Raw genomic sequence first — 26,080 nt, 5'->3', positions numbered from 1 at the left:
GAATTATGATTCGTATTAAAGAGCTTTCACATTCATTTTTTGTCGGAAAAAAGGGAAAAGAGCGGGAGATTCCGGTGCTCAGCCGGATCTCCCTGGATATTGAAAAAGGCGATATTGCAACCATTGTCGGCCGAAGCGGATCTGGAAAATCAACTTTGCTCAATTTAATTTCAGGCTTTATGAAGCCGGTAGAAGGTGAGATCCTTATCCAAGGGCAGGATGTGGCCAAATTTAACGAAAAAAAATGGGCGGAATTCAGACTTGACCATTTTGGTTTTATTTTTCAAAATTTTCAGCTAATACCGAGTCTCTCAACCTTCGAAAATATTGCATTGCCTCTTACTTTAAAAGGGGTCAGTGCCTCTCAGCGGAAGATCAGGGTGAACGAGATGCTTAGCCGTGTCGGTCTGCTTGACCAGTCGAATCATTATCCGAATGAGCTTTCAGGAGGACAGCAGCAGCGGGTCAGTATCGCAAGAGCATTAATTTTGAATCCTCAAATTATCCTGGCAGACGAACCGACAGGCAGTCTTGATTCAGAGACGGAAAAAGAAATTCTTGAACTCATTCAGGAATTAAACCGCGAAAAAGGCATTACGTTTTTTATCATTACGCATGATGATGAAGTGGCGGGCATCAGCCGTAAACGCTTCAATCTTCACGACGGCGTATTAATGAATGGAGGTGTTCCGGTTGAAGCTTAAGGATCAGATCAATTTTGTCAGACAAAACATTAAGAAAAACCGTCTGCGGGTATTTACGACGGTTCTTGCCACAACAATGGGATGCTCGTTTCTGATTGTTCTCGCTTCCGTCGGGTTCGGTTTTCAGCGCAGTGTAACGGAAGAAATTCAAAAGCAGCAAGTGTTGACAGAGGTAACGATAAATGGGCTGCAAAAGAAGGATGAAGAGGCTCGGCCAGTTACGAGCAAGCAGATCAATGATATTAAAAATACTGAAAATGTTAAAGCAGTTGTTACGAGAAATGTCATAAATGTTCCGGCCAGAGCAGAGTTTGAAGGAAGGACAGGCCAGAATTTTCTTTCCATTATCACAGACATGGAGCAGGAGAAAAAAGCCAGCTTGTCACTGGACAGGGGAAGGATGCCGGAAAAACCAAATGAAATTGTGGTCGGCTACCATTTCGGGTCACAGCTCTATACTGAAAAGGAACAGGCCCAGCTTGAGCAATTCAACTCGAATCCTGAAAGCGGAGCAAAAAAGCCTGAGGGATTTAAAGAAGATCTCCTAGATAAAAAAGTTGCGTTTATCTATACAGATGAAAACGGGAAAGAGAAAAACTACGAATTTACAGTCACAGGGATTGCAAAAAAACCAGCCAGAGATTTTATGGAAGACACGAATGTGATGATCGGGCAAAATATGCTGAAGGAGCTTGCTCCGCTCGTTGACCCGGAATTCGACCCGAATGAAATAACGTATTCGAATGTGATGGCTTATGCCTCTTCCATTGATCAAGTAGACGGCCTTACAAAGGCATTAAAAGAAAAAGGCTACCTTGTTTACTCCATTACGGAAGAGCTTGAAAGCATGAATTTATTTTTCAATGCCTTTAAGATCGGATTGATTTTTGTTGGTACCATAGCGGTTCTCATTGCTTCCATCGGAATTTTCAACACGATGACGATGGCCGTAACGGAACGGACACAGCAGATTGGAATTATGAAAGCAATCGGAGCGCAGCCGAAGATGATTAGAAGGCTGTTTTTAATGGAGAGTGCCTGGATTGGAGTAGCAGGCTCTATCATCGGTGTCGTGATTTCCTACGGCATAGGCTGGGCAGCTAATCAGATTGTTCCAATGATTCTTCAATCAACTGCTGGCGGGGGAGCTCCTTTGGAAATGCAGATTTCCTACATTCCGCTTTCGCTTGTCCTGATCGCATCTGCCATCAGCATCGGAGTAGCCATTCTATCAGGCCTTCGTCCAGCTGTTAAGGCGACTAACATTGATGTTCTATCCGCATTGAGGAGAGAGATATAAGGTGTAATGAGGATGGGACATAACTAAATTAACCATGCTTAAAGACGAATATTATGCTGGTATTTTTTAATTCGTCAGCAATAAAAACAAGATCGTTTCATTGCGCTACGGCCACTCGCTTTCCACGGGGAGGAAGCTGAGCCTCCTCGGCTTCGCCTGCGGGGTCTCAGCCTTTCCTCTATTTCCCGTAGGAGTCGAGTGTCCTCCGCTCCATTCCACTAGTTTTTAAAGAATATGTGTAAGTTCCACAAATCTATTAACAACAAATAAAGACCCGAACTTTTAGACGAAAGATTTTGTAAAAATCTCATCTAATAGTTCGGGTTTACCTTTAGCTAAAATACTTTTGTCCCAGCCTCTTTTTCTTGGAATAAAGGAGTAGGGTATTGTGTAATCTCTTTGTATTCCAAGCTGTCATTCATCCCAAGCCATAATGCTTTGAAGCGAAAACAATTGTCAGAACTATTATCTATTTGTAAAACCAGTATTCTGCAGTTGAAAAACATCGTGAAATTCCATAAACTACTCTAGTGGAACGAAAGTCAGTGTAAAAGGAGGGGTTCGTATGCCGCGTTCCCTATGGCTTCTCATTATTGGGATGATCATTAATGTAACCGGGGCTTCTTTTTTATGGCCTCTTAACACCATATATATTCACGATGAATTAGGGAAATCGCTGACGGTTGCAGGGCTGGTGCTCATGCTGAATGCCGGAGCAAGTGTAATTGGGAATTTGGCTGGGGGCGTCCTTTTTGACAAGATTGGAGGATACCGTTCGATTCTTCTTGGAATTACCATCACGCTCGCTGCATTGCTTCTGATGGTGTTTTTCCATGGATGGCCTTACTATGTGATCCTGCTTACGATTGTCGGTTTTGGATCAGGGATTGTATTTCCGGCTACGTATGCTATGGCAGGAAGTGTCTGGCCTGAAGGCGGAAGAAAGTCATTCAACGCGATTTATGTAGCACAAAACGCCGGGGTAGCCATCGGTTCCGCTTTAGGTGGGCTGGTTGCATCGATTTCGTTTCAGTGGATTTTCATGGCGAACGGTCTACTGTATGCTGTCTTTTTTTTCGTGGCATTTCTCGGCTACCGAAATATTCAAGGCGAAACCGTTCATCCTTCAGCCATTGTGTCAAAGAAGCCTCAAAAAAAAGACCGGACGAAATTTGCAGCCTTGTCGGTTTTGTCAGGAGGATACCTCCTATGCTGGGTCGCGTATGTTCAATGGCAGTCCACCATTGCTGCACATACGCAAACGCTGAATATTGACCTGAAGCAATACAGTCTGCTGTGGACGGTCAACGGATTGATGATTGTGCTGGGACAGCCGTTCATTTCGGCATTCGTTAAACGTTTTGCCAAATCACTGAAAGCGCAAATGCTCATTGGAATGGGAATCTTTATGTTTTCATTTGCCATAGCGGCAGCTGCCGGAGAATTCACCGGGTTTTTAACAGCGATGGTCATTTTGACCATCGGTGAAATGCTGGTTTGGCCTGCTGTTCCCACAATTGCCAATCAGCTGGCTCCAAAGGGGAGAGAAGGCTTTTATCAGGGGTTTGTAAACAGTATGGCAACTGCAGGGAGAATGATTGGTCCCTTACTGGGAGGATTCCTGGTGGATGCGTTCAACATGTCCATGATGTTTGCCGTTCTGATCGGTTTGCTGTTTGTCAGTTTCTTCCTGACACTATTCTACGACCGCTCAATCAACTTACCGGTGGAGGAAGAATTATCCTCCAAAACAGCAGAAGGATAAAAAGCCTGAGATTATGCCATCTCAGGCTTTTTCTTTGGGAAATTGGTTCGTTTGGCATTTATGGAAAATAATTCTAAATAATCAGGCGGCTTGTCCACCGGTTATATATAATAAAAATAAAAAGCCTTACCCATCCCCGTGGGACTGCCAATCTGTATTTTTTATTTATCTGCTTTGCCAGAATAAAAAAGAAGGATCGGTGGTGTGATGACAGCTCAAATTTTGGTAGCCAGTATCATCGGAGGTTTAATGGGGATTGTAAGCCACATGAATAAAAGGGGGCGACTGGAAAAACCGAGAATGACGAAACGGTTTATTTACCTTGGTTTTTATGAAGACCTTGTGATCGGAACCATTGCAGCGATTATGCTCGTCATCTCTTCAGAGCCTCAATCGTCACTGCAGCTCATTCTGTTATCGATTATCGCCGGCTACAGCGGTGAAGCTGTCCTGCGAAGCTTTACCTTCTCCACCCAGCAAGACCAGCCTGAAGTTCCCTCTTCCAAAAAATGTCCAAGTCACAAGCCGCCTCTACCATAAGAAGTGCCTCATTGAAGCTTTCCCTAAATCGCTGCAACCAGCTTGCATATCCCTCAAATTTTTTATAAAATGGTTTTAGAAGAAAATAGTCGAACGGTGATAAGGAGCAGTAGTGAACAGGATGCACCATAGAGAGCTGACGGAAGGTGCAAGTCAGCAGCAAATGTTCATGAACTCGCCTTTGAGTTTGCAGATGCGAAAGAAAACAGTAGTGTCTGCCGTGCATTCACGTTACGAATGTCAAGCGAGTGTAGTTTGTGTACACTAATTTGGGTGGTACCGCGGGAGAAAGCTCTCGTCCCTTTTTACAGGGACGGAGCTTTTTTTATATTTCACGGCCGCGTACTCGATGTCCGTTCAGCGAAAACAAGGAGGATGTTTATGAGTTTCAGTCATAAGAAAATCGAACAGAAATGGCAGAAGCATTGGCTTGCCAGCAAGACATTTAAAACAGGTGAGGAACCGAACCGCCCTAAATTTTATGCGCTTGATATGTTTCCGTATCCGTCAGGAGCAGGTCTTCATGTCGGGCACCCGGAAGGATTTACAGCGACAGACATTCTTTCCCGGATGAAACGGATGCAGGGATACAATGTGCTTCATCCGATGGGATGGGATGCATTCGGACTTCCTGCTGAGCAGTTTGCCCTGGATACAGGAAATGACCCGGCAGAATTTACGGAAAAGAACATTAACAATTTCAGGCGCCAAATTCAGGCACTTGGCTTTTCTTATGACTGGGATCGCGAGGTCAACACAACCGATCCTCACTACTATAAATGGACACAATGGATTTTCCTCAAGCTTTATGAAAAAGGCTTAGCCTATATTGATGAGGTAGCCGTGAACTGGTGTCCGGCACTTGGAACCGTTCTTGCCAATGAAGAGGTCATTGACGGGAAAAGCGAGCGGGGCGGACATGCGGTCGAACGCCGTCCGATGAAGCAATGGATGCTGAAAATTACAGCCTATGCAGATCGTCTGATAGAAGATTTGGATGAAGTAGACTGGCCGGAAAGCATTAAAGAAATGCAGCGCAACTGGATTGGCCGTTCAGAGGGAGCTCACGTTCATTTTGAAGTAGATGGACACGAGGAGAGCTTCACCGTTTTCACGACAAGACCGGACACTCTTTTCGGTGCAACGTATGCGGTGATTGCTCCTGAGCATGAGCTGGTGAGCAAGATTGTATCAGCGGATCAAAAAGAAGCGGCAGATGCTTATATCAATCAAGTGAAATCCAAGTCTGACCTGGAAAGAACAGATCTCGCAAAGGATAAAACCGGTGTCTTCACGGGTGCATATGCCATTAACCCTGTGAGCGGCGAAAAAATGCCGATCTGGGTGGCAGATTACGTCCTAATCAGCTACGGTACCGGGGCGATTATGGCGGTGCCTGCCCATGATGAACGCGATTATGAATTCGCTGTGAAATTCGAGCTTCCGATTAAAGAAGTCGTTCAAGGCGGCGATGTATCGAAAGAGGCTTACTCCGGTGACGGAGAGCACGTAAACTCGGAATTCCTGAACGGATTAGGAAAAGAAGAAGCGATTCAAAAAATGATTGAACGGCTGGAAGAAAACAGCAAAGGCGAAAAGAAGGTAACGTACCGCCTGCGTGACTGGCTATTCAGCCGCCAGCGCTACTGGGGTGAGCCGATTCCAATCATTCATTGGGAGGACGGCACCATGTCTGCAGTTCCTGAAGATCAGCTTCCGCTTGTCCTTCCGAAAACGACAGAAATCAAACCATCCGGTACGGGTGAATCGCCGCTTGCCAATATTTCAGAATGGGTGAATGTAACAGATCCTGAAACGGGCAAAAAAGGACGCAGAGAAACGAACACGATGCCGCAATGGGCGGGAAGCTGCTGGTATTACCTGCGCTACATCGATCCAGCGAACGAAAACCATTTAGCGGATCCGGAAAAAATCAAACAATGGCTGCCGGTTGATACGTACATCGGAGGGGCCGAGCATGCGGTGCTCCACCTTCTATACGCACGTTTCTGGCACAAGTTTCTTTATGATATCGGCGTGGTTCCAACGAAAGAGCCGTTTCAAAAGCTGTTTAACCAAGGAATGATCCTTGGTGAAAATAATGAAAAAATGAGTAAATCAAAGGGCAACGTTGTGAATCCGGATGAAGTTGTGGAAAGCCATGGTGCTGATACGCTTCGTCTTTACGAAATGTTCATGGGACCGCTTGAAGCTTCCATCGCCTGGTCTGAAAAAGGGCTGGATGGAGCAAGACGCTTCCTTGACCGCGTATGGAGATTGCTGATTGAAGATGACGGAAACTTGACTTCGAAGGTTACAAACAGCGGAAATCCGTCTTTAGAGAAGGTCTACCATGAAACTGTGAAGAAAGTAACTGAGAACATCGAAGGGCTGCGCTTCAACACCGCGATTTCCCAGCTGATGGTGTTCATTAACGAAGCATATAAAGCGACGGAGCTTCCTAAAGAATACATGGAGGGCTTTGTAAAGCTTCTTTCTCCAATCGCTCCCCACCTTGCAGAAGAGCTTTGGGAAAAACTTGGTCACTCTGATACCATTGCCTACGAAAAATGGCCGCAGTATGATGAGTCCAAGCTTGTGGAAGATGAAGTGGAAGTAGTCGTTCAATTTAACGGCAAGGTAAAAGCAAAACTTCTTGTTCCGGCCGAAGCCTCAAAAGAAGAGATGGAACAGATTGCGCTTCAAGATGAGAAAGTGAAAGAACAGCTTGATGGGAAAACCATCCGCAAAGTGATTGCAGTTCCTGGGAAGTTGATTAATATTGTGGCGAACTGAATAACCTGATAGAAGCTTGCAGAGATACTTCTGCAAGCTTTTTTTACTATAGATATTATTGCCTGCGTTCGTTTCCCCGTTTAAAGTTACCTGTAGCTTTTGCCAGAATCAGCTGAATCTCATGCTCATCCTTAGCTAGATTTATTCTTGCTAAAAACTTCTCCGCCTCTCCGTCCTTTACTATTTTCACCTGCTTTCCTTTGTACAATAGAAAAACTGACTGATTTTTTGCAATCTGAAAGCTGAAGGGCTTTTTATCCAAACGGTTTCGTTTGTCTATTTCTCTCACATCATCCCCTCCTGTATAGAACGTCTATTCACCAGTAACCTGCAGGATTCCTGCATAATCCTGCGATTCGCAACCCGCCTGCCCGCCTGATATAATAAAAGTATGATGAAAACAGGGAGCTGATTAAACGATGATTAAAGAAATTTCAGCAGAAGAAGTAGAGCAAAAGCTTAAAAATGGAGAGAATATTGAGCTTGTTGATGTACGCGAAGATGAAGAAGTCGAAGAAGGGATGATCTCAAAAGCAAAACATATAAAAATGGGTGACATTCCTGCAAGAGCCGGCGAACTGGATAAGGATAAAGAGTACATCTTTATTTGCCGCTCAGGACGCCGCAGCGAAAATGTGGCGGCCTATCTTCAGGAGCAGGGCTACAAAGTCGTCAATATGACAGGCGGAATGCTAGAATGGAAGGGCGAGACCGTACCGAAGCAATAACCGGTAAAAGACCATGCATCGTGACAGGTGCATGGTCTTTTTGCTGCATACACATAAATCCAAAATATTTCGTTCTAAACACTGCAGCAAACCGATAATTTTTATGAGAGGCAGAGATGCTTTCTCTGTATCCATTTCATAAGAAACAGGTGATATCATGGTGATGACCGTTCATTTTTTTGATGGGAAAAGCATCGTACTGAGCCAGATGGTGAAAAGAGTTCCAGCCATTGGAGAAGATATAAAAATTAAAGGCCGAATAGGAAAAGTTTCAGAAATTGTCTCCATCGACGAAAAAAATGCCCGAATCCTTGTTGCCTTTGAGAGTGTCAGTAAAAGTAAAGCGGCAGCAGACCAGTCCAAAAAGAAGAAAAAGTAAGGGAGCATGCTGAAGAATGTCAATATTCCCTTAAGATTCTATGTCCGCTGAATACGATGTTCTCAAGTTTCTGTTTTCGCTGATAAAAGGTAAGCAAATGAACGATCCATCCGCTATACGTAAACAGCGATCCTATGTTATAACCACCTGCATTCCTGTATTTTAGAACGTACTTGGTGAAACTCAGCGTCTCCTTATAAAAAAGAGTCAGTCGCCAATTATGAAAGCGTTAACATAAATAACCCCTGCTCTCATACATTGTGTTAAGGAGGGGATGGGCGATGGAGGATTTTCATAGGCTCGATATCACAAGGCGCGTAACAGCGAAGGTTAGTGACGACCTCATTGAATTGTTTTGCGGAAAGAATTCCATCGGCTGGCTTGTCATAAACGAAGAGGGCAAGCAATATGATTTAATTGAAGGATTTGTCATCGAGAATGGACGGATCTATAAATTATATGAACGAAACGGCGGGCAGCAGCAATACGGGGAGGCCTGCGATTTAGGGTGGTGCTGATTGAATGAAAGTTGTGCTGTTTGATGAAGAGCATGAAAAGGATTTAGAAAAAGAAATCAACTGTTTTCTGGCCGAGTTGGATGATGAGCAGCTTGTGGATATTAAATTCTCCGTCGCTGCTTCATGTGATGCAGAAGGTGAGCAGGTCTACTGTTTTTCGGCCATGGTTTTATACCGGTCCTGAAGAGCAGCATGCCTGCTTTTCAATTCTCAAGGGGAGTGAGAGAGGATGATTCTAAAAAACCCGGTCTAGGTTAAACCGGGTTTTCTTCTTTGGACAATGCGTATTCAGCGGCATTACCGCCAGCAAGCCTCCCTGTAATGAGGGCGGCTGTAATATTATATCCACCGGTATAACCGTGAATATCCAGAATTTCCCCGCAAAAGTACAAGCCAGGCATAAATTTTGAAGCCATTTCTTTAGGGTGGATTTCTTTAACAGAAACTCCTCCTCCGGTTACAAAGGCTTTGTCCAGCGGAAGGGTGCCGTCCACCTTAAATTCAAATTGTTTGCATGATCTTGCGAATCCCCTCAGTTTTTCATGGGAGGTCTGTGAATAAGGCTCACTTGGATCGATTTCCTGCTGCTCAAGGAGGAAAAGCAAGTATCTTTCCGGCAGCAGCCCTTTATACAGGTTCTTTAATGCTTTCCTCGGCTCTTCTTTTCCAGCTTTAATCAATTCCTGGAACAATTCTTCTTCCTTGCGGCCGGGAAGGGCATCGATGGTGACTCTTACATATTGAGCGTTGTATTTCTTCATCGTTTTCACGATATATTGGCTGCACCGCAGTACAGCAGGACCGGAGATGCCAAAATGGGTAAAGAGCATGTCCATTTTGTGGGTGATTACGGTCTTGCCCTTGGGATTCAGGACACTTAGTGCCACACTTCTCAGTGCCAGACCCTGAAGAGATTTGTTTTTTATGAATGGTTCGCTGGATGTAACAGGAACCTCAGTCGGGAAAAGGTCGGTAATGGTATGGCCCGCAGCTTCCGCCCATGCATAGCCATCCCCTGTGCTGCCTGTGTGGGGAACGCTCTTCCCTCCTACCGCAGCTACAACAGCGTCTGCTTCAATGCATTCACCAGTTTTAAGTGTGATGCCTTTAACCTGCTGGTTTTCATAGTCAATCCGTTTAACCGGCTCGTTCACACGGATTTGCACATTCAGTCTTTTCAGCTCGTTCAGGAGAGATTCGACAACTGACTGGGCTTTGTCGGAAACCGGAAACATTCTTCCGTGATCTTCTTCCTTTAGTCCAACACCAAGTCCCTCGAAGAAAGAGATGATATCCTCGTTGCTGAACTCAGAAAAGGCACTGTATAAAAATCGGCCGTTGCCGGGAATGTGTTTGATGATTTCTTCAACGGGAAGGCGGTTCGTTACATTGCAGCGGCCTCCGCCTGATATGGCGAGCTTACGTCCAAGCTTGCTCCCTTTATCAAGCAGGAGTACGCGCGCACCCCTGCTTCCGGCCGAGATGGCTGCCATCAGTCCCGAAGGACCGCCCCCAATTACAATTACATCGTACTTCATTGTGTCACAACCTTCTTTTTAACCTTCATTCATTATAGCCGAAATCTGCATTCAAGAAAAACTGCTAAATTCCACAACTTTTTCCTCTCCATGCCTGCTTATGTTAAACTAATAAAGTTGAACCTAATTTCACAAGAACGGTGATAAAAGATATGTCAGATAAAATGCTAAAAGGCACGTTTATTTTAACGCTTGGTACATACATTTCCAGGCTGCTCGGTATGATTTATATCATTCCGTTTACAGCATTGGTAGGCACTCTGGGGACGGCACTCTATCAGATGGGCTATACCCCTTACGTTATATTCTTAAGTATAGCCACGGCCGGTTTTCCAATGGCTGTATCAAAATTTGTAGCGAAGTACAATGCGATGGGAGATTATCAGACAAGCCTGAGAATGTTCCGCAATGGAATGATCGTCATGCTTTTAACCGGACTTGCTTCATTTGCTGCGATGTATTTGCTCGCTCCTGAGCTTGCAGCATGGTCTCTTAGCTCAGAAGATACCCCATCCAGTTCTATTGCAGAAGTGGAATACGTGATAAAAATGCTGAGTGTGGCCCTTATTGTTGTGCCAATTATGGCGCTTTTGCGCGGCTTTTTTCAGGGCCATCAGATGATGGCGCCAACCTCAGTTTCACAGGTGGTTGAACAGCTCTTCCGAATCGTTTTTCTGCTTGCATCTGTATACCTTGTCTACATCGAATTTGAAGGTCCTTTAGTAGAAGCGATAGGATACGCAACTTTGGCCGCTGCAGTGGGTGCAGTTGGCGGGCTGCTCGTTCTGTATGTTTATTGGCAAAAGTATAAAAACCGCCTTGAAGCCATGCAGGAAAATACCGTACCGCCCTCAGATGTGAAAATGAGAAAGCTTTTTAAAGAGCTTCTCACCTATTCCTTGCCATTTATTTTTATCGGCTTAGCGATTCCGCTATATCAGCTTATTGATCAAGGAACGATGTACGGGGCTTTAAGAGAAATCGGAAAGACTGATGAGGAAGCAAAAGCTCTCTTTTCCCACGTTCAGTTTGAAGGGCGCTCCCTAATAATGATTCTAGTTTCACTTGCGACCGCGTTCGGATTGACTTTAGTTCCATCCATAACAAGGGCATTTTCAACAGGGGGAATGCGCCAGGTACACCGCCAGATTAACCAGGCATTCCAGATTATCATGTTTCTGGTTATGCCCGCTGCTGCCGGCATGATGGTGCTCGCTGGTCCAATTTATGAATTCTTTTTCGGATATTCTTCAGAGGCGGCACTTCTTCTGCAATGGCAGGCTCCGTCTGCATTGCTGTTTTGCTACTTTACAGTGAATGCGGCCATCCTGCAGGGGGTCAACAAGCAAAAGCTCGCAGTGATCAGCCTTGCAATAGGACTTATTATTAAGGCAGCGGTGAATTATCCGCTCATCGTATGGTTAGGTGCGCAAGGGTCAATCATCGCCACAGCACTCGGGTTCATTGTCTCGATCATTTACGGTTTTGCGATGATAAAGAGGCATGCACACTTCCATTTCAGGCAGTTTTTCAAGAGGACGATCCTGATCCTTATGCTTACGGTGGTCATGAGTGTGTTTGTATCGGGGATTCAATCGATCGCTGAGATCTTTATTCATTTTAAAGAGGGCAAAGTTTCATCGGCACTTATGCTTGTTTTGACTGTCGGGGGCGGGGCTGCGGTTTATCTTTACACCGCGCATAAGACGCATTTGCTGGAAAAGCTCCTTGGCTCGCGTTTTTCATTTTTAAACAGAAGGAAGAAAGGGAAGGCGTGACAGCCTTTCCTTTCAGTATGAGGTGAATGGTCATGAGAATGGATAAATTGCTCTCCACGATCGGCTATGGCAGCCGGAAAGAGGTAAAGCAGCTCCTGAAAACCGGTGCTGTTCTTGCAGACGGAGTGGTAATTAAGGATGGAAAGACCCATGTAGATTCTGAAACACAGGAGGTGACCGTTCATGGAGAAAAGATTGAATACCGAGAGTTTATTTATCTGATGATGAACAAGCCGCCCGGTGTCCTTTCCGCAACAGAGGATCTGTCCCAGCCGACGGTCATTGATCTTTTAACGCCGGAGGATGCTGTTCGGGATCCGTTTCCGGTAGGCAGACTGGATAAAGATACGGAAGGGCTGCTTGTCATTACAAATGACGGCCAGCTGTCCCATCAGCTGCTGTCACCGAGAAAGCATGTAGCGAAAACATATTTTGCGATTATAGATGGAACTGTTACGGACGAGGATGTGGCTGCCTTTAAAAAAGGAGTTACCCTTGATGATGACTATCTGACAAAGCCCGCAAAACTGGAGATTCTGACTGGAGGGGATCCTTCTGAAATTAAGGTGTCCATTACAGAAGGCAAGTTTCATCAGGTGAAAAGGATGTTTGAGGCGGTCGGAAAAAAAGTCACATTTTTAAAAAGGCTGACGATGGGTGATTTAGAGCTGGATGCGGATCTCGAACCTGGGGAGTACCGTGATTTGACGGATGAAGAGGTAGAGGTGCTGCGAAACAGCAAGCCTGCTGATTTTGTATAAACGGCCGGGGATCCGGAAAGCTTGCTTTCTGAAAAAAACGGATAAGAGCTATAAAAAAAAGAACCTGTTCAGAACAGGTTCCTTTTTATGTATAGGTGTTCAACCATTCTTGCTTATGATGTGAGTTTTACTTTCTTCTTTGTAGTCGTCCACTTACCTCTTGCAGGGCTTTTGACAAGCTCGTTGTATGCTAACACATTTAAATCACGCTGAATCGTTCTTGGTGTAATACCAAATTCGTCGACAAGCTGCTGAGTTGTAACGGTACCTCTTTCCATGATGAACATGTAAACAGATTTGATACGGTTTAGCATACGGTTAGTTGAAGGTTTCAAAAAACCACTCCTTATTTTTTGATCGAACAGGTCTAAAGACCTGCAGCAATCTAGGATGTCAACCACTAATGATGTCCCTGTGTTAGCCTATTTAATTGGTATAGTTGAAGCTACAATCATATTTTACACGAAACAAGCGAGAAGATTCTACCTTGAGCCTTGAATTTACACAATATTAACATTTTGCCTTATAAAAAATCACGGTTTTGCTTTACTATATGTATTAAGTTCAGAAAATTATGACTGTATTAAACAAGGAATTCATACCTGCTATTTTTCGACTTGCTGATAGTTCTTTAGAAACATAAAAAGCCAGCAGATGCTGGCTTTTGTAAGGATGATTTTTACAGTTAATGTGAACCAATCACGACAAGATGAATAAAGAACAAGACAGCAAAGATGTATACAAATGGATGAACCTCTTTCCATTTTCCTTTAGCTGCTTTCATCAGCGGATAGGATATGAATCCGAGCGCAATTCCGGTTGCGATGCTTGATGTAAGAGGCATGCTCAGGACCACGAGAAAGGCTGGAAAAGCTTCGTCCAGTTCGCCCCAATTGATGTTGGCGATTGCGCCCATCATTAAGCTTCCGACGATGATTAAAGCTGGGGCCGTAATGGCTGGTATGCCGGAAACGGCGCTGACGAGCGGGAAGAAAAAGGAGGATATGGCGAACAGAATGGCGACAACCAATGCTGTAAGTCCGGTTCTCCCTCCGGCTGCCACACCGGCAGAAGACTCGATGTAAGCCGTCGTCGGACTTGTTCCGAACATGGCTCCAACTGTTGTAGCGGATGAATCAGCCAGAAGCGCTTTTCTCGCATTAGGAAGCTCTTTCCCCTTCATTAAACCTGCCTGCTGCGCTACTCCAATCATGGTTCCGGTCGTATCAAAAATAGTAACGAGAAGGAAGGAGAAGACAACCGCATATAAACCATAGTGAATGACGTCAGCAAAAGCTGTTATCGGGTTAATGATGATTCCCTCAGGAAGGTGAGGGGCAGCTACCACCTCTTTAATGTCAAGCTGGCCGGTGAAATAAGCGATCAGGCCGGTAACGATCATCCCGATGAAAATCGCTCCGTTCACGTTCAGTGACATAAGGACAAGTGTGATGGCAAGGCCGATAAGTGTCAAAACAACGGGTGCGGAGTGAAGGTCGCCCAGGGATACAAGGTTTTCAGGGTGATCTGCGACGATTCCTGACGTACGAAGTCCGATAAATGCGATAAACAATCCAATTCCAGCGGTGATTCCGTTTTTTAAATTTGATGGAATGGCCTCGATAAGCTGTTTTCGAAATGGCGTAAGAGACAGAATTACAAATATGATACCGGCAACAAATACAGAAGCGAAGGCTACTTCATAAGAGATGTTCGCTTGTCCTCCTACAACGGAGAAAGCAAAGTAAGCATTCAGGCCCATCCCCGGTGCAATGGCAATCGGATAATTAGCGAATAGTGCCATCCACAGCGTTCCGATAATCGATGCGATGATGGTTGCGACAAATACTTGCTGGGGAGGGACTCCTGCAGCAGAAAGTATTTGCGGATTAACTACCACAATATAAACCATGGTAAGAAAGGTCGTAAAGCCAGCAATGATTTCTGTTTTTAAAGTGGTCTGGTTTTCTTTTAATTTAAACATGAGAAACCTCCAAATAATACGAACATTATTTCAAAACCTTATTAATAATATTCGTTTTTAGCTAAAAATGCAAGCGGTCTGATTGTTTTTTTCTGCAATTCTTTCATACAAGCATCCCGTTTGGTATCTTAACATATATACAGGTTTTTCATACATATCTGAGAAGAGAGGGATTATGATGGTTAATTGGATTGAAGAAACAGAGAAAAGACGTGACCAGATTATTCAGGATACCCGGGAATTTTTGAAAATCAAAAGTGTATTGGATGAAGAAGGGGGAAAAAAGGGGGCTCCGTTTGGTGAAGGCATTCAACAAGCGTTCGAGCATCTTTTAAACAAAGGGGAGCAGGATGGCTTTGATTCGAAAAATCTGGATGGGTATGCCGGTCATCTCGAAATGGGCAGCGGGGATGAGATTGTCGGAATTCTTTGTCATATAGATGTTGTTCCGGAAGGAGACGGATGGAGTTCAGATCCTTACGGGGCGGAAATCCGCGACGGAAAAATCTTTGCACGCGGAGCACTGGATGATAAAGGGCCGACGATGGCTGCGTATCATGCAATGAAGCTCGTGAAGGATTCAGGGGTCAGCCTGAATAAGACAGTGCGCATGATCATTGGTACCGATGAAGAGAGCGACTGGCGCTGTGTGGACCACTATTTCAAACATGAAAAAATGCCGGACATTGGCTTTGCTCCAGATGCTGATTTTCCGATCATTCATGCCGAAAAGGGGATTATTGATGCGAAACTTCGGTTCAAAACCCCGCATTCAGCTGAAGATGCCTCAATGACCCTTATAACTTTCTCTTCCGGACGCCGCTTTAATATGGTCCCTGATTTCGCTGAAGCAGAACTAAAGGGGGCAGATGAACTGGAGGCTCAGTTCAATGCCTGGCTAAAGAAAGATGGAGTACAGGGCAGCATAAAGAGAGGCAGCGGAGTAACGAAGCTTCAGATTGAGGGGGTCTCTGCACATGCAATGGAGCCAAATAACGGGAAGAATGCCGGTGTAAGTCTTGCAGCCTTCCTTGCTTCAATTAATCTTGATGGTGCCGGGAAAAAATTTGCCGCCTTTATTAAAGAACACTTCTACCAAGATACTAGAGGCAAAGCGCTCCGCATTGAAACAAATGATGAGGTAAGCGGAGACTTGACCGTCAACCTTGGCACGATGCAATACGGGGAAGGGACGGGCGAGCTCGGAGTCAATGTGCGTTATCCTGTTACTTCCAGCCCGGAACCGGTTAGGAATGCACTTGAATCCATCGATGGGGCTGAGCTGATACTGTTCAGCGACTCGCCGTCCCACTATGTGGAAGCCGACCACCCGCTTATCAAAACGTTAGCAGGTGTCTATGAAGAACAGACAGGAGAAAAGGCAAGCCTGATCTCGATTGGCGGCGGCACTTATGCCCGTTCACTAAAAGCAGGAGTCGCGTTCGGTCCGCTTTTCCCGGGAAGGCCAGACATTGCTCATCAAAAGGACGAGTACATTGAAATTGAAGATCTGATCCGGGCTACAGCCATATACGCTCAGGCCATTTATGAGCTGGCGAAATAATCATTGGAAAGAAGGACCGGCAAACTAAGCCGGTCCTTCTTTTTGTTGCAAACGGCAGCAAAGGGGTAAAGCGAAATGTCATTGTAAAAACGTTCCATATGATACAATGGATGAGGTAAATAATAACAGGGGGGGCTGTTTTCTTGAGATCGGCTGTGTGGATGATTACCTTGTTCTTTCTCTTGCTGGCTGGCTGTTCAAACGAGCCGGCACCTGAAGAACGAATGAGCCAGTACATAAAAAAGTGGAATGATAAGGAATTTAATGAAATGTATGATCAGCTGACAGCTGACAGCAAAGAAAAAATTTCTGAAGAAGAATTTGTAAAGCGGTATAAAACCATTTATGAGGATCTTGGAGTGGAAAACCTGAAAATAAGCGTTAATAAAACGAAGGAAAAAGTGGAGGTTAAAGAAGGCGAGCCTGTAAAGCTCTCATTTTCCGCTTCAATGGAAACGTTGGCGGGCCCGGTTGAATTTGAGCATGAAGCATCGCTTGTCCAGGAGGAGAAGGAGAAGGGCAAAGATTGGTTCGTGCAATGGGACCCTTCTTTTATCTTTCCACAGCTGAAAGAAGGGGAAGAAGTACGGGTCATTTCTTCGTCTCCAAAGCGGGGCCAGCTGTTTGACCGTAATGGAGAAGGTCTGGCAGTGAACGCAGCCGTTAATGAAATAGGCATAGTTCCGCAGGGAATAAAGGACAAGAAAGAGGAGGTCCTGTCAAAAGTGACAGAGCTGCTTCCTGTTTCAAAGGAAAATGTTGAACAGGCTCTGGGAGCGGATTGGGTCAGGGAAAGCGATTTTGTTCCAATTGCTAAAGTCAATCCTGCGAATAAAGAAGTGCTCAAAGAATTATTGGCACTGCCCGGGGTTCAAAAAAGAGAGGTCCAATCGCGCTATTATCCGCTGGGCGAACATGCAGCGCATTTAGTGGGATATGTTCGCCCTATAACCGCTGAACAGCTGGAAGAGCAAAAGGGTGATGGATACTCCGCTAACTCAATGATTGGAACGAGAGGGCTTGAACAAGTGTATGAGAATGAACTGCGCGGGGAAGCAGGCTGGAGGATCCAGACAAGCGAAGGGGAGGAAGTCATTGCAGAAAAACCTGCAAAGGATGGCCGTGATCTGCACGTAACGATTGATAGCACCCTGCAGACAAGCCTTTCCAGCCAATTGAAAAAGGATAAAGGAACAGCTGCAGCTATTCACCCGCTTACAGGGGAGACACTTGCGCTTGTCAGTATGCCCTCCTATAACCCGAACAACTTTCTTTTTGGCTGGACGAAAGAAGAATGGGACGCCTATAACAATGAAGAACAGGGAGCGGCTGTGGCCCGTTTTAACAAGCTCTATTCACCTGGATCTGCAATGAAGTCTCTGACGGCTGTGATTGGGCTGGAAACAGGCAAGCTGGATCCTGTAAAGCAGGAAGACATCAGCGGTTTGACCTGGTCTAAGGATGGCTGGGGGAGCTATGAAGTGACGCGTGTTTCTGAACGCCTATCAAAGGTGAACTTAAAGGATGCCCTTGTCACTTCAGATAATATTTATTTTGCAAGAGCAGCCCTTTCCATCGGTGCAGAAACCTTTGAATCAGAGCTTGAAGAACGGTTTGCCTTTGGAGAAGAGCTTGATTTCTATCCGTTTCCGACCGAGCCCTCATCCGTATCCAATAACGGAATCCAGTCCGAAGGTCAGCTGGCAGATTCTGGATTTGGACAGGGAGAAGTGCTGATGAGCCCGCTGCATGCGGCAGCCTCCTATACAGTTTTTCATAATCAGGGAGACATGATTCAGCCGTATTTGGAAAAAAGAGAAAAAGCTGAACCGTCTTATTGGAAAAAAGAAAGCGCAACGCCTGAAAATGCCGCTCTAATAATGGAAGATTTAAAGGCTGTTATCAGCGATCCTAATGGAACGGGGCATATACCCGAGGCGAAAGGGATTGAGCTTGCCGGTAAAACCGGAACCGCCGAGCTGAAATTGGCAAAAGGGGAAGAAGGAAAGGAAAATGGATGGTTTGTTGCCTCAAACACAGAGAATCCGAGATTGCTCGTTGCAATGATGATTGAGGATGTTAAGGAGCGGGGCGGCAGCCATTATGTTGTCCCTAAGGTGAAAAGTGCGATGAGCGAGTATTTGAAACAGAATTGAACGAACTCTTTAATGAAGGCTTGCAGGAACCCAGCGGTTTCCCGCAAGCCTATACTTGTCTGATGCTGGCGCTTTTAGCGCAGAAGAAGATAGCGAGTGTGTCCATTGTAAAGAGATGAAATCTAATATAGGTTTCCAAAAAGAAGCAGGGTTAGAGGGGATACTGATGTCTTATACGTTTGAAATAATGACCCAGGAACAAGCAGAGGAAATCGCTTTTAACTGGCATTATGATGGAGATTATTCTTTTTATAATATGGAAGCGGATAAAGAGGATTTGGAGGGATTTGTAAACGCGGAAACGCGTGGGAAATACACGTATTCTGTTACTATTTGCAATGAATTGATCGGGTTTTTTAGCTTGAATAAAGTAAACGATCACATTTTTGATATAAGCCTAGGATTGAGACCGGACTTTACCGGCAAAGGTGAGGGAGTGGCTTTTCTAAAATCCGGCATAGAGTTTGTGAAAAATAACTATGATCCCGAGAAATTAACATTATCAGTGGCTGCCTTTAATCAAAGAGCGATAAAAGTTTACAGAAAAGTTGGATTTAAGGATTCTGGGACGTTTGCGCAGAATACAAATGGCGGTACATATGAATTTTTAAAGATGGAGTATGTATGATGGTTTTTAAACGTTAGCTTTAAGGTCCTTTAAATCAATGCTTTTAAACCATTCAATGAGATTCTGCAAAACTGCTATTGGAAATTTTAGAATATTTAGTATATGATAGAGGGAGTTACATACCAACCGGTCAGTTAGCGGAAATAAAGGAGGAACAGCACTATGAATTTTTCCTACTCAGAAAAGGTCCAGGATTTGCAGAAAAAGCTGAATGATTTTATGGATGAATGGGTTTATCCGAACGAAAAACGGTATGAAGAGCAATTGAATGAGCAGGAATCGCGCTGGACGAGGGTGCCGGAAGTGATGGAAATGCTTAAAAAAGAAGCACAGAAGCGGGATTTGTGGAATTTATTTCTGCCAGACAGCGAATACGGTGCTGGTCTTACAAATCTTGAATACGCTCCGTTATGCGAGATTATGGGAAGATCGCTCATCGCTCCGGAAATCTTTAATTGCGGAGCCCCGGATACAGGGAATATGGAGGTGCTTGTGCGCTATGGAACGGAAGAGCAGAAGAAACAGTGGCTTGAACCGCTGCTGTCAGGAAAGATACGCTCCTGCTTTTCCATGACCGAACCGGAAGCTGCGTCCTCTGATGCTACGAATATTTCCTGCAGCATTACAAAAGATGGCGATGAGTATGTTGTGAACGGCAGAAAGTGGTGGTCGTCGGGTGCTGGAGATCCGCGCTGCACAATTGCAATTGTTATGGGAAAGAACGATCCGGATGCTCCGAAATATGAGCAGCAGTCAATGATTCTTGTTCCGCTGGATACAGCAGGGGTGAAAAAGGAGAGGACCCTTCCTGTATTCGGGTATGATCATGCCCCGCACGGACACGCGGAAATTTCCTTTACAAACGTCCGAGTTCCAGCCACCAATATGATTTGGGGAGAAGGAAAAGGATTTGCAATTGCACAGGGAAGGCTTGGACCAGGCAGAATTCACCATTGCATGAGGCTGATTGGGGCAGCAGAGCGTTCACTTGAAGAATTATGTAAGCGTGTACAAAAGCGGGAAGCCTTTGGGAAGCCATTATCCAAGCAAGGGGTTGTCCAGGATTGGATTGCCGAATCCCGCATTGATATCGAACAGGCAAGACTTTTGACACTGAAAGCCGCGTACATGATGGATACAGTCGGGAACAAGGTGGCGAAACCGGAAATTGCCATGATTAAGGTGGTGGCTCCTAATATGGCATTAAGGGTTATTGACCGTGCCATTCAAGCATTTGGCGCAGCCGGCGTTTCAGAGGACGTTCCGCTTGCCGCACAATGGGCAAACGCCAGAACGTTAAGACTTGCTGACGGTCCGGATGAAGTGCATAAGGCTCAGCTTGCGAGAATGGAACTGAAAAAATACGACGTCTCTTTACAGACGGTTTGAGGTGAAGCGCGTGCATGTACATGAATTATTTAACCTGAAGGGAAAAACGGCCATCATCACGGGAGGCGGCAGAGGCTTAGGTGAACAGATTGCGGAAGGATTGGCTGAGGCAGGTGCGAATGTTGTGCTTTGCTCAAGGAAAAAGGAAGCGTGCGAACAGACGGCGCTTCGTCTTGAAAAAGAAACAGGCTGCCAGGCACTTGCTCTTGAATGCGATATAACTTCCCAGGAAGATGTAAAAAGAACGGTGCAGCTTGCCTATGAAAGATTCGGGGCTATTGACATCCTGGTCAATAACAGTGGAGCCACCTGGGGGGCACCGGCGGAGGAAATGCCCCTTGATGCCTGGCAGAAGGTGATGAACGTAAATGTAACAGGAACGTTTTTAATGTCACAGGAAGCGGGCCGTTATATGATCCGGCAAAGAAGCGGGAAGATCATTAACGTGTCATCTGTAGCAGGACTTGGGGGAGCGGATCCAAGGTTTATGGATACGATCGGCTATAACACGAGTAAAGGGGCAGTCATCACATTCACAAAAGACCTTGCTGCAAAATGGGGCCAGCACGGCATCAATGTTAACGCGATTGCCCCGGGCTTCTTCCCGACAAAAATGTCTAAGGTCATTATAGAAAAGGGCAAGGACTCCCTTCTGCAGGGAACGCCGCTTGGGCGGTTCGGGACAGATCAGGATTTAAAAGGTGCTGCCCTGTTTCTTGCCTCAAAGGCTTCGGATTACGTAACTGGCGATGTCTTGATTGTGGACGGAGGAACGCACGTTTTGTAAAGAAAGCGGGGGGAAGGGATGAGATTAGAAGGGAAAGCGGCGGTCATCACAGGAGGAGCTGCCGGAATTGGAAGGGCTGCCGCACTGCTTTTTGCAAAGGAAGGGGCGAAGGTAGCAGCAGCAGATATAAATGAGGAAAGCGGAAAAGAGACTGTCTCCCTCATTCACAGTCAAGGAGGTGAAGCCATCTTTATCAAAACCAGCGTCGCTTCTGAACCAGGGATGCAAAATCTTATGGATGAAGCTTCAGAAGCTTTTGGCTCGCTTTATATCGTGTTCAATAATGCCGGCGTTGGAAACGAGAGTGTAAGGCTTGCAGATATGACTCTCGAGGAATGGCAAAGGGTTATTGACATCAATCTCACCGGGGTCTTCCTCGGCATGAAGTACGGGATTCCAAAATTGCTTGAAAGCGGAGGCGGAAGTGTAATCAATACATCCAGCATTCTTGGCTTGAAGGGGAAAAAGCTACTGGCTCCTTATAACGCATCCAAAGCCGGCGTCATTATGCTCACTAAAAATGCGGCTCTGGAGTATGGGAAGAAAAATGTCCGGGTTAATGCCATTGCACCGGGAGTCATTGATACAGATATGATCAAAGACTGGAAGGAAGATACGAAAAACTGGCCGGTTATATCTGGAGCAAATGCACTTGGCAGACCCGGAAGCGCGGATGAAGTAGCGAAGGCAGCCCTCTTCTTAGCAAGTGAGGACGCTTCTTTTGTTACCGCGAGCACATTGCTTGTAGACGGAGGAACATTGACGTACTGATATCAGGAGGGATAAAAATGGAGAAAAATAGCCAATGGTTTGCAAACTACCCATCACAGATCAGCCACCAATGCGACATCCCTGACATCCCCGTGCACGAGTTGCTCCGAAAAACGGCTCATGAGCATGGAGAAAAAACAGCCATCACTTTTTATCAAAAAACGGTTTCCTATAAGGAACTTGCCGGAATGGCGGAGCGTTTTGCTGCTGCCCTTCAGGAAAGCGGAGTGAAAAAGGGAGACCGGGTGGCCATTATGCTGCCGAATTGTCCGCAGTATGTCGTTTCTTATTATGGCACACTAACAGCCGGCGGGATGGTTACCCAAATTAATCCGATGCTGATGGAACGGGAGCTTTCTTACATCCTGACAGATTCCGGGGCTGAAACGCTGATTGTCTATGACATGCTCTATCCAAAAGCAGAGGCCATCAAAAGTGAGACGAAGCTTAAGAAGATTATAACGGTCACCCTTACTCCGGGCCATACCGACGTCCCGGAAGGAGCGGACTTCAGTTTTGAATCTTTTTTGTCTGGAACGGCCGGAAAACTTGCGCCGGAGAGCATCGAGCCAGAGCATGACATCGCTGTTCTTCAATATACGGGGGGAACGACCGGACGCTCAAAGGGAGCGATGCTTTCCCACAAAAATCTTGTGGCAAACGTCTATCAATCCTACGAATTTTTTAAAGAAGACATTGTGCCTGGAGAAGAAAAGTGCTTATCGGTTATCCCGTTTTTTCATGTGTTTGGCATGACCTCCTGTATGAACCTTTCCATCCTGACCGCCTCTTGTATGGTGCTGCTTCCGAGGTTCGATCTTGAGGAAGTGCTTCAATCGATCAAGCAGGAGCAGCCGACCATTTTCCCTGGAGTCCCTACCATGTACGTAGCGCTGACAAGCCATCCGCGGGCTGAAGAGTATGGAATCAGCAGCATCAGGATCTGCAACAGCGGCAGTGCTCCGATGCCGGTTGAACTGCTTAAAGAATTCGAGCGGAAAACAGGAGCGAGGATCCTTGAAGGCTATGGCCTTTCAGAGGCTTCACCCTGCACCCATTGCAACCCGAGCTTTGGTGAGCGGAAACCGGGAAGTGTCGGAATTGGCTTTCCGCAGACTGCCTACAAAATTGTCGATGTTGCAACAGGAATGGAAGAATTGCCAAGAGGTGAATTGGGTGAGGTGATCATTGCCGGACCGCAGATTATGAAGGGGTACTGGAACATGCCGGAAGAGACGGCTGCTGCACTAAGGGATGGCTGGCTGTTTACCGGAGACCTTGCCAGGATGGACGAGGATGGCTATCTTTCCATCGTTGACCGGAAAAAGGACTTGATTATTGCGAGCGGCTACAACATTTATCCTCGCGATGTAGAAGAAGCGCTCTATGAGCATCCAGCCGTAAGAGAAGCGGTTGTTATTGGAGTACCGGATGCATACAGAGGAGAAACGGTTAAGGCGGTTATTGTATGCAAAGAGGGAATGAGTGCTTCTGCAGAGGAAATTATCGAATTTTGCCGGGACCAGATGGCAGCCTTTAAAGTTCCGCGTGAAGTGGAATTCCGTTCAGAGCTCCCTAAAACAAATGTGGGGAAAATTTTGAGACGGGCTCTAAGAGAGGAAGCAGCGAAGAACGTCTAATTCTTTACCGGCTATGCTATAATCGAGCAAAACCGGCTAGATGGAGAGGACATACGAATGAAAGAGCGCATAAGACAAACAAGTATTCAGCTTTTTGCAGAAAAAGGATTCAAAGAGACATCCATACAGGATATCGTCAATACTCTTCAAGTGACAAAAGGGACCTTTTACTATTATTTTACCAGCAAAGAACAGCTGCTCATGGATATTCATTTATCCTATATCGACAGCTTGCTGGAAAAGCAAAAAGCCATTTTGGAAGATTCAGAGAAGTCATATAAAGAAAAATTGTATGAAGTCGTATACCTTCTTATTCATGACATTGAAAAAGAAGGGCTAAGTGCTAAAGTCTACTTTAGGGAAATGAGGAATTTAAGCGAGCCTCACCTTAGCCTGATTGCCTCAAAACGGGATTTATTCCGGAAACAAATTGAGGAAATCATTCAAAAAGGTATGGAGAGGCGTGAATTTAGAAATGATTTGCCGGTGGATATAACGGCTCTCGGAATTCTTGGAATGGCGAACTGGAGTTATTTCTGGTTTGATCCGGCAGGGCGGGAAACCGATAGAAAGGTATCTGAAATCTTTTTGAAAATTCTTCTGGAGGGCCTGGCAGAAAGCCGCTGAGCCTTCCGACAGGCAGCACATACCAACCGGTCAGTAAGTAAAAAGGAGAGCTGAAGATGAACAATCATGAGATTCAAACAATTGCCGTTATCGGCGCAGGCCAAATGGGACACCAGATTGCGATGCTTTGTGCACTCGGCGGCTACCGTACGATTTTGCAGGATGTAAATGGAAGCGCTTTATCTAAAGCAGAGGATACCCTTCAAAAGCTGATGGAAAGACGCGTTCAAAAGCGGAGGCTTTCAAAAGAAGAGGTGAATAAAGCATTTGCGAATCTGACGTTAACTGAAAGTTTGAAAGAGGCGGCAAATGAAGCGGACTTTATTATTGAGGCGGTAGTGGAAAAGCTTGAAGTAAAACGTGAGGTTTTTGCCCAGCTTGAAGAATATGCTCAGCCTCATGCCATTCTGGCTACTAATTCCTCCACGATTATGAATTCTTCAATTGCAGACGCTGCCGGCAGGCCGGACAAAATCATTAATATGCACTTCTTTTACCCCGCGCTGGTTATGGATTGTGTAGAAGTGGTCACAAGCAGCCGTACATCGGATGAAACGGCGCAGATTACGATGGAGGTTTGCGAACGGATAAACCGTACTGCTGTGCTGTTGAAAAAGGAAATATCAGGTTTTATTGCAAATCGGATACTCGGTGCTCTTCAAAAAGAAGCCGTGTTTTTATATGAAAATGGCTACGCTGATTTTAAAGATATTGATACCATTTGCCGAAAGGCGCTGAATCATCCAGCCGGACCTTTTGAACTGATGGATTTATCAGGAATTGATGTCGGCTATTATGTAATGCAGCAGAGATTTGCAGAGACTAAAGATCCGGCTGATCAGCCTTTCGACTGTATAAAAGAAAAGGTGGAACAAGGAAATTTAGGCAGGAAAACCGGTAAAGGATGGTATGACTATACGAAAGAAGAGGTGAGGCAGTAATGGGTGTAATTAAAAAGGAAAAACAGGGGGCATATACCATTCTGGTCATAGAAAACCCCCCATTAAATGTAATGAGCCAGGCCGTTCTGCGGGAGCTGGATGAGGTCCTTAACGAGCTGAAAACAGATGAAGAAACTATCTGTGTCATCATTACAGGAGCCGGGGACCGCGCATTCATGGCGGGAGCCGATATTAAAGAGTTCCCCGAGCTAATCGGGAAAAAAGGGATTAAATCCCAATTCATGGAATCCCACTCTGTATTAAATAAGCTGGATGATTTCCCGAAACCGGTCATTGCCGTACTGAACGGATTGACGTTTGGCGGCGGCTGCGAGCTGGCCCTGGCGTGCGACTTAAGAATTGCAGAAGACCATGTGCAGATTGGGCTTCCGGAAATAAAACTGGGGTTATTTCCAGGCGGCGGCGGAACTCAGCGGCTACCAAGAGCGGTTGGCGAAGCAAGGGCAAAAGAAATGATGTTTACGGGTGAGCCGGTGGACGCAGTAAAGGCGAAAGCCATCGGGCTGGTCAATGAAGTAGTGCCAAAAGGGGAAGGGCTTCAGTATGGGGTAAAGCTTGCATCAAGAATCAGCCGTTATTCGCTGCCCGCTCTTTCAAGAATCAAGCGTTCTGTGAATGAAGGCCTTGGGGTTTCTTTAAAAGAGGGTCTTGAGCATGAAGCCGGGCTTTTTGAAGAAGTGTTTCAGACGGAAGACATTAAAGAAGGAGTACAGGCCTTTATTGAAAAAAGAAAACCGGAATTTACTCATCGCTAAAGGAGGTCAT

The 26,080-nt window shown here is 45.6% G+C and carries 25 protein-coding genes and 1 other annotated feature; of the genes, 21 read left to right on the top strand and 4 right to left on the bottom strand.

The features are described from left to right. The first annotated feature begins 5 nt into the window (after positions 1-5). From ACQCVE_RS07725 to leuS, 5 genes are all read left to right on the top strand, one after another. Positions 6-704, top strand: a complete 699-nt coding sequence (locus ACQCVE_RS07725) for an ABC transporter ATP-binding protein (RefSeq protein WP_426843461.1) — start codon at positions 6-8, stop codon at positions 702-704. Further along, positions 694-2,004, top strand: a complete 1,311-nt coding sequence (locus ACQCVE_RS07720; RefSeq protein ID WP_426862340.1) for an ABC transporter permease — start codon at positions 694-696, stop codon at positions 2,002-2,004. The genes ACQCVE_RS07725 and ACQCVE_RS07720 overlap by 11 nt, the downstream gene beginning before the upstream one ends. Before the next feature lie 565 nt (positions 2,005-2,569). Beyond that, positions 2,570-3,769: an MDR family MFS transporter gene (locus tag ACQCVE_RS07715; RefSeq protein ID WP_426843463.1), complete on the top strand. Its 1,200-nt coding sequence runs from the start codon at positions 2,570-2,572 to the stop codon at positions 3,767-3,769. Between the two features lie 207 nt (positions 3,770-3,976). After that, positions 3,977-4,309, top strand: a complete 333-nt coding sequence (locus ACQCVE_RS07710; RefSeq protein ID WP_426862338.1) for a DUF4257 domain-containing protein — start codon at positions 3,977-3,979, stop codon at positions 4,307-4,309. 87 nt (positions 4,310-4,396) lie between these two features. After that, positions 4,397-4,615, top strand: a binding site (T-box leader). Between the two features lie 75 nt (positions 4,616-4,690). Further along, the gene (gene leuS, locus ACQCVE_RS07705; protein ID WP_426862336.1) at positions 4,691-7,105 is read left to right on the top strand and encodes a leucine--tRNA ligase; all 2,415 of its coding nucleotides are present in this window, start codon (positions 4,691-4,693) and stop codon (positions 7,103-7,105) included. A gap of 55 nt (positions 7,106-7,160) precedes the next feature. Here the strand turns inward: leuS and ACQCVE_RS07700 are convergent, their stop codons facing one another. After that, a complete protein-coding gene (locus tag ACQCVE_RS07700) occupies positions 7,161-7,394 on the bottom strand; it encodes a hypothetical protein (RefSeq protein WP_426843465.1) in 234 nt (77 codons plus the stop codon). Between the two features lie 130 nt (positions 7,395-7,524). Here ACQCVE_RS07700 and ACQCVE_RS07695 point away from each other — a divergent pair, with 130 nt between their 5' ends. The 4 genes from ACQCVE_RS07695 to ACQCVE_RS07680 all read left to right on the top strand — a co-directional run bounded on the left by ACQCVE_RS07695 (position 7,525) and on the right by ACQCVE_RS07680 (position 8,914). Continuing rightward, positions 7,525-7,833 (top strand): rhodanese-like domain-containing protein, encoded by a 309-nt coding sequence (locus ACQCVE_RS07695; protein ID WP_426843466.1) that lies wholly within the window; start codon positions 7,525-7,527, stop codon positions 7,831-7,833. Positions 7,834-7,996: 163 nt separating this feature from the next. Then, positions 7,997-8,212, top strand: coding sequence for a hypothetical protein (locus ACQCVE_RS07690; RefSeq protein ID WP_426862335.1), 216 nt, complete (start codon positions 7,997-7,999; stop codon positions 8,210-8,212). 281 nt (positions 8,213-8,493) lie between these two features. Beyond that, the gene (locus ACQCVE_RS07685; RefSeq protein ID WP_426843468.1) at positions 8,494-8,730 is read left to right on the top strand and encodes a DUF2553 family protein; all 237 of its coding nucleotides are present in this window, start codon (positions 8,494-8,496) and stop codon (positions 8,728-8,730) included. A gap of 4 nt (positions 8,731-8,734) precedes the next feature. After that, positions 8,735-8,914, top strand: a complete 180-nt coding sequence (locus tag ACQCVE_RS07680) for a sporulation protein Cse60 (protein WP_426843469.1) — start codon at positions 8,735-8,737, stop codon at positions 8,912-8,914. A gap of 70 nt (positions 8,915-8,984) precedes the next feature. Here ACQCVE_RS07680 and ACQCVE_RS07675 read toward each other — a convergent pair whose 3' ends face one another. Beyond that, positions 8,985-10,268, bottom strand: coding sequence for an NAD(P)/FAD-dependent oxidoreductase (locus ACQCVE_RS07675; RefSeq protein WP_426862334.1), 1,284 nt, complete (start codon positions 10,266-10,268; stop codon positions 8,985-8,987). Positions 10,269-10,420: 152 nt separating this feature from the next. On the opposite strand from ACQCVE_RS07675, the gene ACQCVE_RS07670 reads away from it, so the two are divergent. Both ACQCVE_RS07670 and ACQCVE_RS07665 read left to right on the top strand, forming a co-directional pair. Next, positions 10,421-12,046 carry a putative polysaccharide biosynthesis protein gene (locus ACQCVE_RS07670; protein WP_426862332.1) on the top strand — a complete coding sequence of 542 codons (1,626 nt, stop codon included), beginning with the start codon at positions 10,421-10,423 and terminating at the stop codon, positions 12,044-12,046. Between the two features lie 32 nt (positions 12,047-12,078). After that, positions 12,079-12,807 (top strand): pseudouridine synthase, encoded by a 729-nt coding sequence (locus tag ACQCVE_RS07665; RefSeq protein ID WP_426862331.1) that lies wholly within the window; start codon positions 12,079-12,081, stop codon positions 12,805-12,807. 113 nt (positions 12,808-12,920) lie between these two features. On the opposite strand, the gene ACQCVE_RS07660 is transcribed toward ACQCVE_RS07665, so the two are convergent. Both ACQCVE_RS07660 and ACQCVE_RS07655 read right to left on the bottom strand, forming a co-directional pair. Beyond that, complete coding sequence (locus ACQCVE_RS07660) at positions 12,921-13,142, bottom strand: DeoR family transcriptional regulator (RefSeq protein WP_426843473.1); 222 nt, start codon at positions 13,140-13,142, stop codon at positions 12,921-12,923. A gap of 350 nt (positions 13,143-13,492) precedes the next feature. Beyond that, on the bottom strand, positions 13,493-14,791 hold the full coding sequence (locus tag ACQCVE_RS07655; protein WP_426843474.1) for an NCS2 family permease: 1,299 nt from the start codon (positions 14,789-14,791) through the stop codon (positions 13,493-13,495). 175 nt (positions 14,792-14,966) lie between these two features. Here ACQCVE_RS07655 and pepV point away from each other — a divergent pair, with 175 nt between their 5' ends. The 10 genes from pepV to ACQCVE_RS07605 all read left to right on the top strand — a co-directional run bounded on the left by pepV (position 14,967) and on the right by ACQCVE_RS07605 (position 26,070). After that, a complete protein-coding gene (gene pepV / locus ACQCVE_RS07650; RefSeq protein ID WP_426862330.1) occupies positions 14,967-16,355 on the top strand; it encodes a dipeptidase PepV in 1,389 nt (462 codons plus the stop codon). A 143-nt stretch (positions 16,356-16,498) separates the two neighbouring features. After that, positions 16,499-18,511: a penicillin-binding transpeptidase domain-containing protein gene (locus ACQCVE_RS07645; protein WP_426862328.1), complete on the top strand. Its 2,013-nt coding sequence runs from the start codon at positions 16,499-16,501 to the stop codon at positions 18,509-18,511. Positions 18,512-18,677: 166 nt separating this feature from the next. Then, the gene (locus ACQCVE_RS07640) at positions 18,678-19,139 is read left to right on the top strand and encodes a GNAT family N-acetyltransferase (protein ID WP_426862374.1); all 462 of its coding nucleotides are present in this window, start codon (positions 18,678-18,680) and stop codon (positions 19,137-19,139) included. A 162-nt stretch (positions 19,140-19,301) separates the two neighbouring features. Further along, a complete protein-coding gene (locus ACQCVE_RS07635; RefSeq protein WP_426862326.1) occupies positions 19,302-20,528 on the top strand; it encodes an acyl-CoA dehydrogenase in 1,227 nt (408 codons plus the stop codon). 10 nt (positions 20,529-20,538) lie between these two features. Next, positions 20,539-21,315, top strand: a complete 777-nt coding sequence (locus tag ACQCVE_RS07630; RefSeq protein ID WP_426843478.1) for an SDR family oxidoreductase — start codon at positions 20,539-20,541, stop codon at positions 21,313-21,315. An 18-nt stretch (positions 21,316-21,333) separates the two neighbouring features. Next, complete coding sequence (locus tag ACQCVE_RS07625) at positions 21,334-22,086, top strand: SDR family NAD(P)-dependent oxidoreductase (protein WP_426862324.1); 753 nt, start codon at positions 21,334-21,336, stop codon at positions 22,084-22,086. Positions 22,087-22,103: 17 nt separating this feature from the next. Then, a complete protein-coding gene (locus ACQCVE_RS07620) occupies positions 22,104-23,726 on the top strand; it encodes a long-chain-fatty-acid--CoA ligase (RefSeq protein WP_426862323.1) in 1,623 nt (540 codons plus the stop codon). A 57-nt stretch (positions 23,727-23,783) separates the two neighbouring features. After that, a complete protein-coding gene (locus tag ACQCVE_RS07615; RefSeq protein ID WP_426862321.1) occupies positions 23,784-24,353 on the top strand; it encodes a TetR/AcrR family transcriptional regulator in 570 nt (189 codons plus the stop codon). A gap of 56 nt (positions 24,354-24,409) precedes the next feature. Then, positions 24,410-25,294, top strand: coding sequence for a 3-hydroxyacyl-CoA dehydrogenase family protein (locus tag ACQCVE_RS07610; RefSeq protein WP_426862319.1), 885 nt, complete (start codon positions 24,410-24,412; stop codon positions 25,292-25,294). Further along, positions 25,294-26,070 (top strand): enoyl-CoA hydratase, encoded by a 777-nt coding sequence (locus ACQCVE_RS07605; RefSeq protein WP_426862317.1) that lies wholly within the window; start codon positions 25,294-25,296, stop codon positions 26,068-26,070. Before ACQCVE_RS07610 ends, ACQCVE_RS07605 begins: the two co-directional genes overlap by 1 nt. Positions 26,071-26,080: the final 10 nt, after the last annotated feature.

Origin of the sequence: Metabacillus sp. 113a (assembly GCF_050107635.1) — a bacterium.
In the GTDB taxonomy this organism is placed as follows: domain Bacteria; phylum Bacillota; class Bacilli; order Bacillales; family Bacillaceae; genus Metabacillus_B.
This window is presented reverse-complemented; position numbering and strand designations above follow the sequence as displayed.

Coding starts and splice junctions, on each gene's coding strand:
- ACQCVE_RS07725 (WP_426843461.1), top strand. CDS start 6: ATGATTCGTATTAAAGAGCTTTCACATTCATTTTTTGTCGGAAAAAAG.
- ACQCVE_RS07715 (WP_426843463.1), top strand. CDS start 2,570: ATGCCGCGTTCCCTATGGCTTCTCATTATTGGGATGATCATTAATGTA.
- ACQCVE_RS07710 (WP_426862338.1), top strand. CDS start 3,977: ATGACAGCTCAAATTTTGGTAGCCAGTATCATCGGAGGTTTAATGGGG.
- leuS (WP_426862336.1), top strand. CDS start 4,691: ATGAGTTTCAGTCATAAGAAAATCGAACAGAAATGGCAGAAGCATTGG.
- ACQCVE_RS07695 (WP_426843466.1), top strand. CDS start 7,525: ATGATTAAAGAAATTTCAGCAGAAGAAGTAGAGCAAAAGCTTAAAAAT.
- ACQCVE_RS07690 (WP_426862335.1), top strand. CDS start 7,997: ATGACCGTTCATTTTTTTGATGGGAAAAGCATCGTACTGAGCCAGATG.
- ACQCVE_RS07685 (WP_426843468.1), top strand. CDS start 8,494: ATGGAGGATTTTCATAGGCTCGATATCACAAGGCGCGTAACAGCGAAG.
- ACQCVE_RS07680 (WP_426843469.1), top strand. CDS start 8,735: ATGAAAGTTGTGCTGTTTGATGAAGAGCATGAAAAGGATTTAGAAAAA.
- ACQCVE_RS07675 (WP_426862334.1), bottom strand. CDS start 10,268: ATGAAGTACGATGTAATTGTAATTGGGGGCGGTCCTTCGGGACTGATG.
- ACQCVE_RS07670 (WP_426862332.1), top strand. CDS start 10,421: ATGTCAGATAAAATGCTAAAAGGCACGTTTATTTTAACGCTTGGTACA.
- ACQCVE_RS07665 (WP_426862331.1), top strand. CDS start 12,079: ATGAGAATGGATAAATTGCTCTCCACGATCGGCTATGGCAGCCGGAAA.
- ACQCVE_RS07655 (WP_426843474.1), bottom strand. CDS start 14,791: ATGTTTAAATTAAAAGAAAACCAGACCACTTTAAAAACAGAAATCATT.
- pepV (WP_426862330.1), top strand. CDS start 14,967: ATGATGGTTAATTGGATTGAAGAAACAGAGAAAAGACGTGACCAGATT.
- ACQCVE_RS07640 (WP_426862374.1), top strand. CDS start 18,678: ATGTCTTATACGTTTGAAATAATGACCCAGGAACAAGCAGAGGAAATC.
- ACQCVE_RS07635 (WP_426862326.1), top strand. CDS start 19,302: ATGAATTTTTCCTACTCAGAAAAGGTCCAGGATTTGCAGAAAAAGCTG.
- ACQCVE_RS07625 (WP_426862324.1), top strand. CDS start 21,334: ATGAGATTAGAAGGGAAAGCGGCGGTCATCACAGGAGGAGCTGCCGGA.
- ACQCVE_RS07620 (WP_426862323.1), top strand. CDS start 22,104: ATGGAGAAAAATAGCCAATGGTTTGCAAACTACCCATCACAGATCAGC.
- ACQCVE_RS07615 (WP_426862321.1), top strand. CDS start 23,784: ATGAAAGAGCGCATAAGACAAACAAGTATTCAGCTTTTTGCAGAAAAA.
- ACQCVE_RS07610 (WP_426862319.1), top strand. CDS start 24,410: ATGAACAATCATGAGATTCAAACAATTGCCGTTATCGGCGCAGGCCAA.
- ACQCVE_RS07605 (WP_426862317.1), top strand. CDS start 25,294: ATGGGTGTAATTAAAAAGGAAAAACAGGGGGCATATACCATTCTGGTC.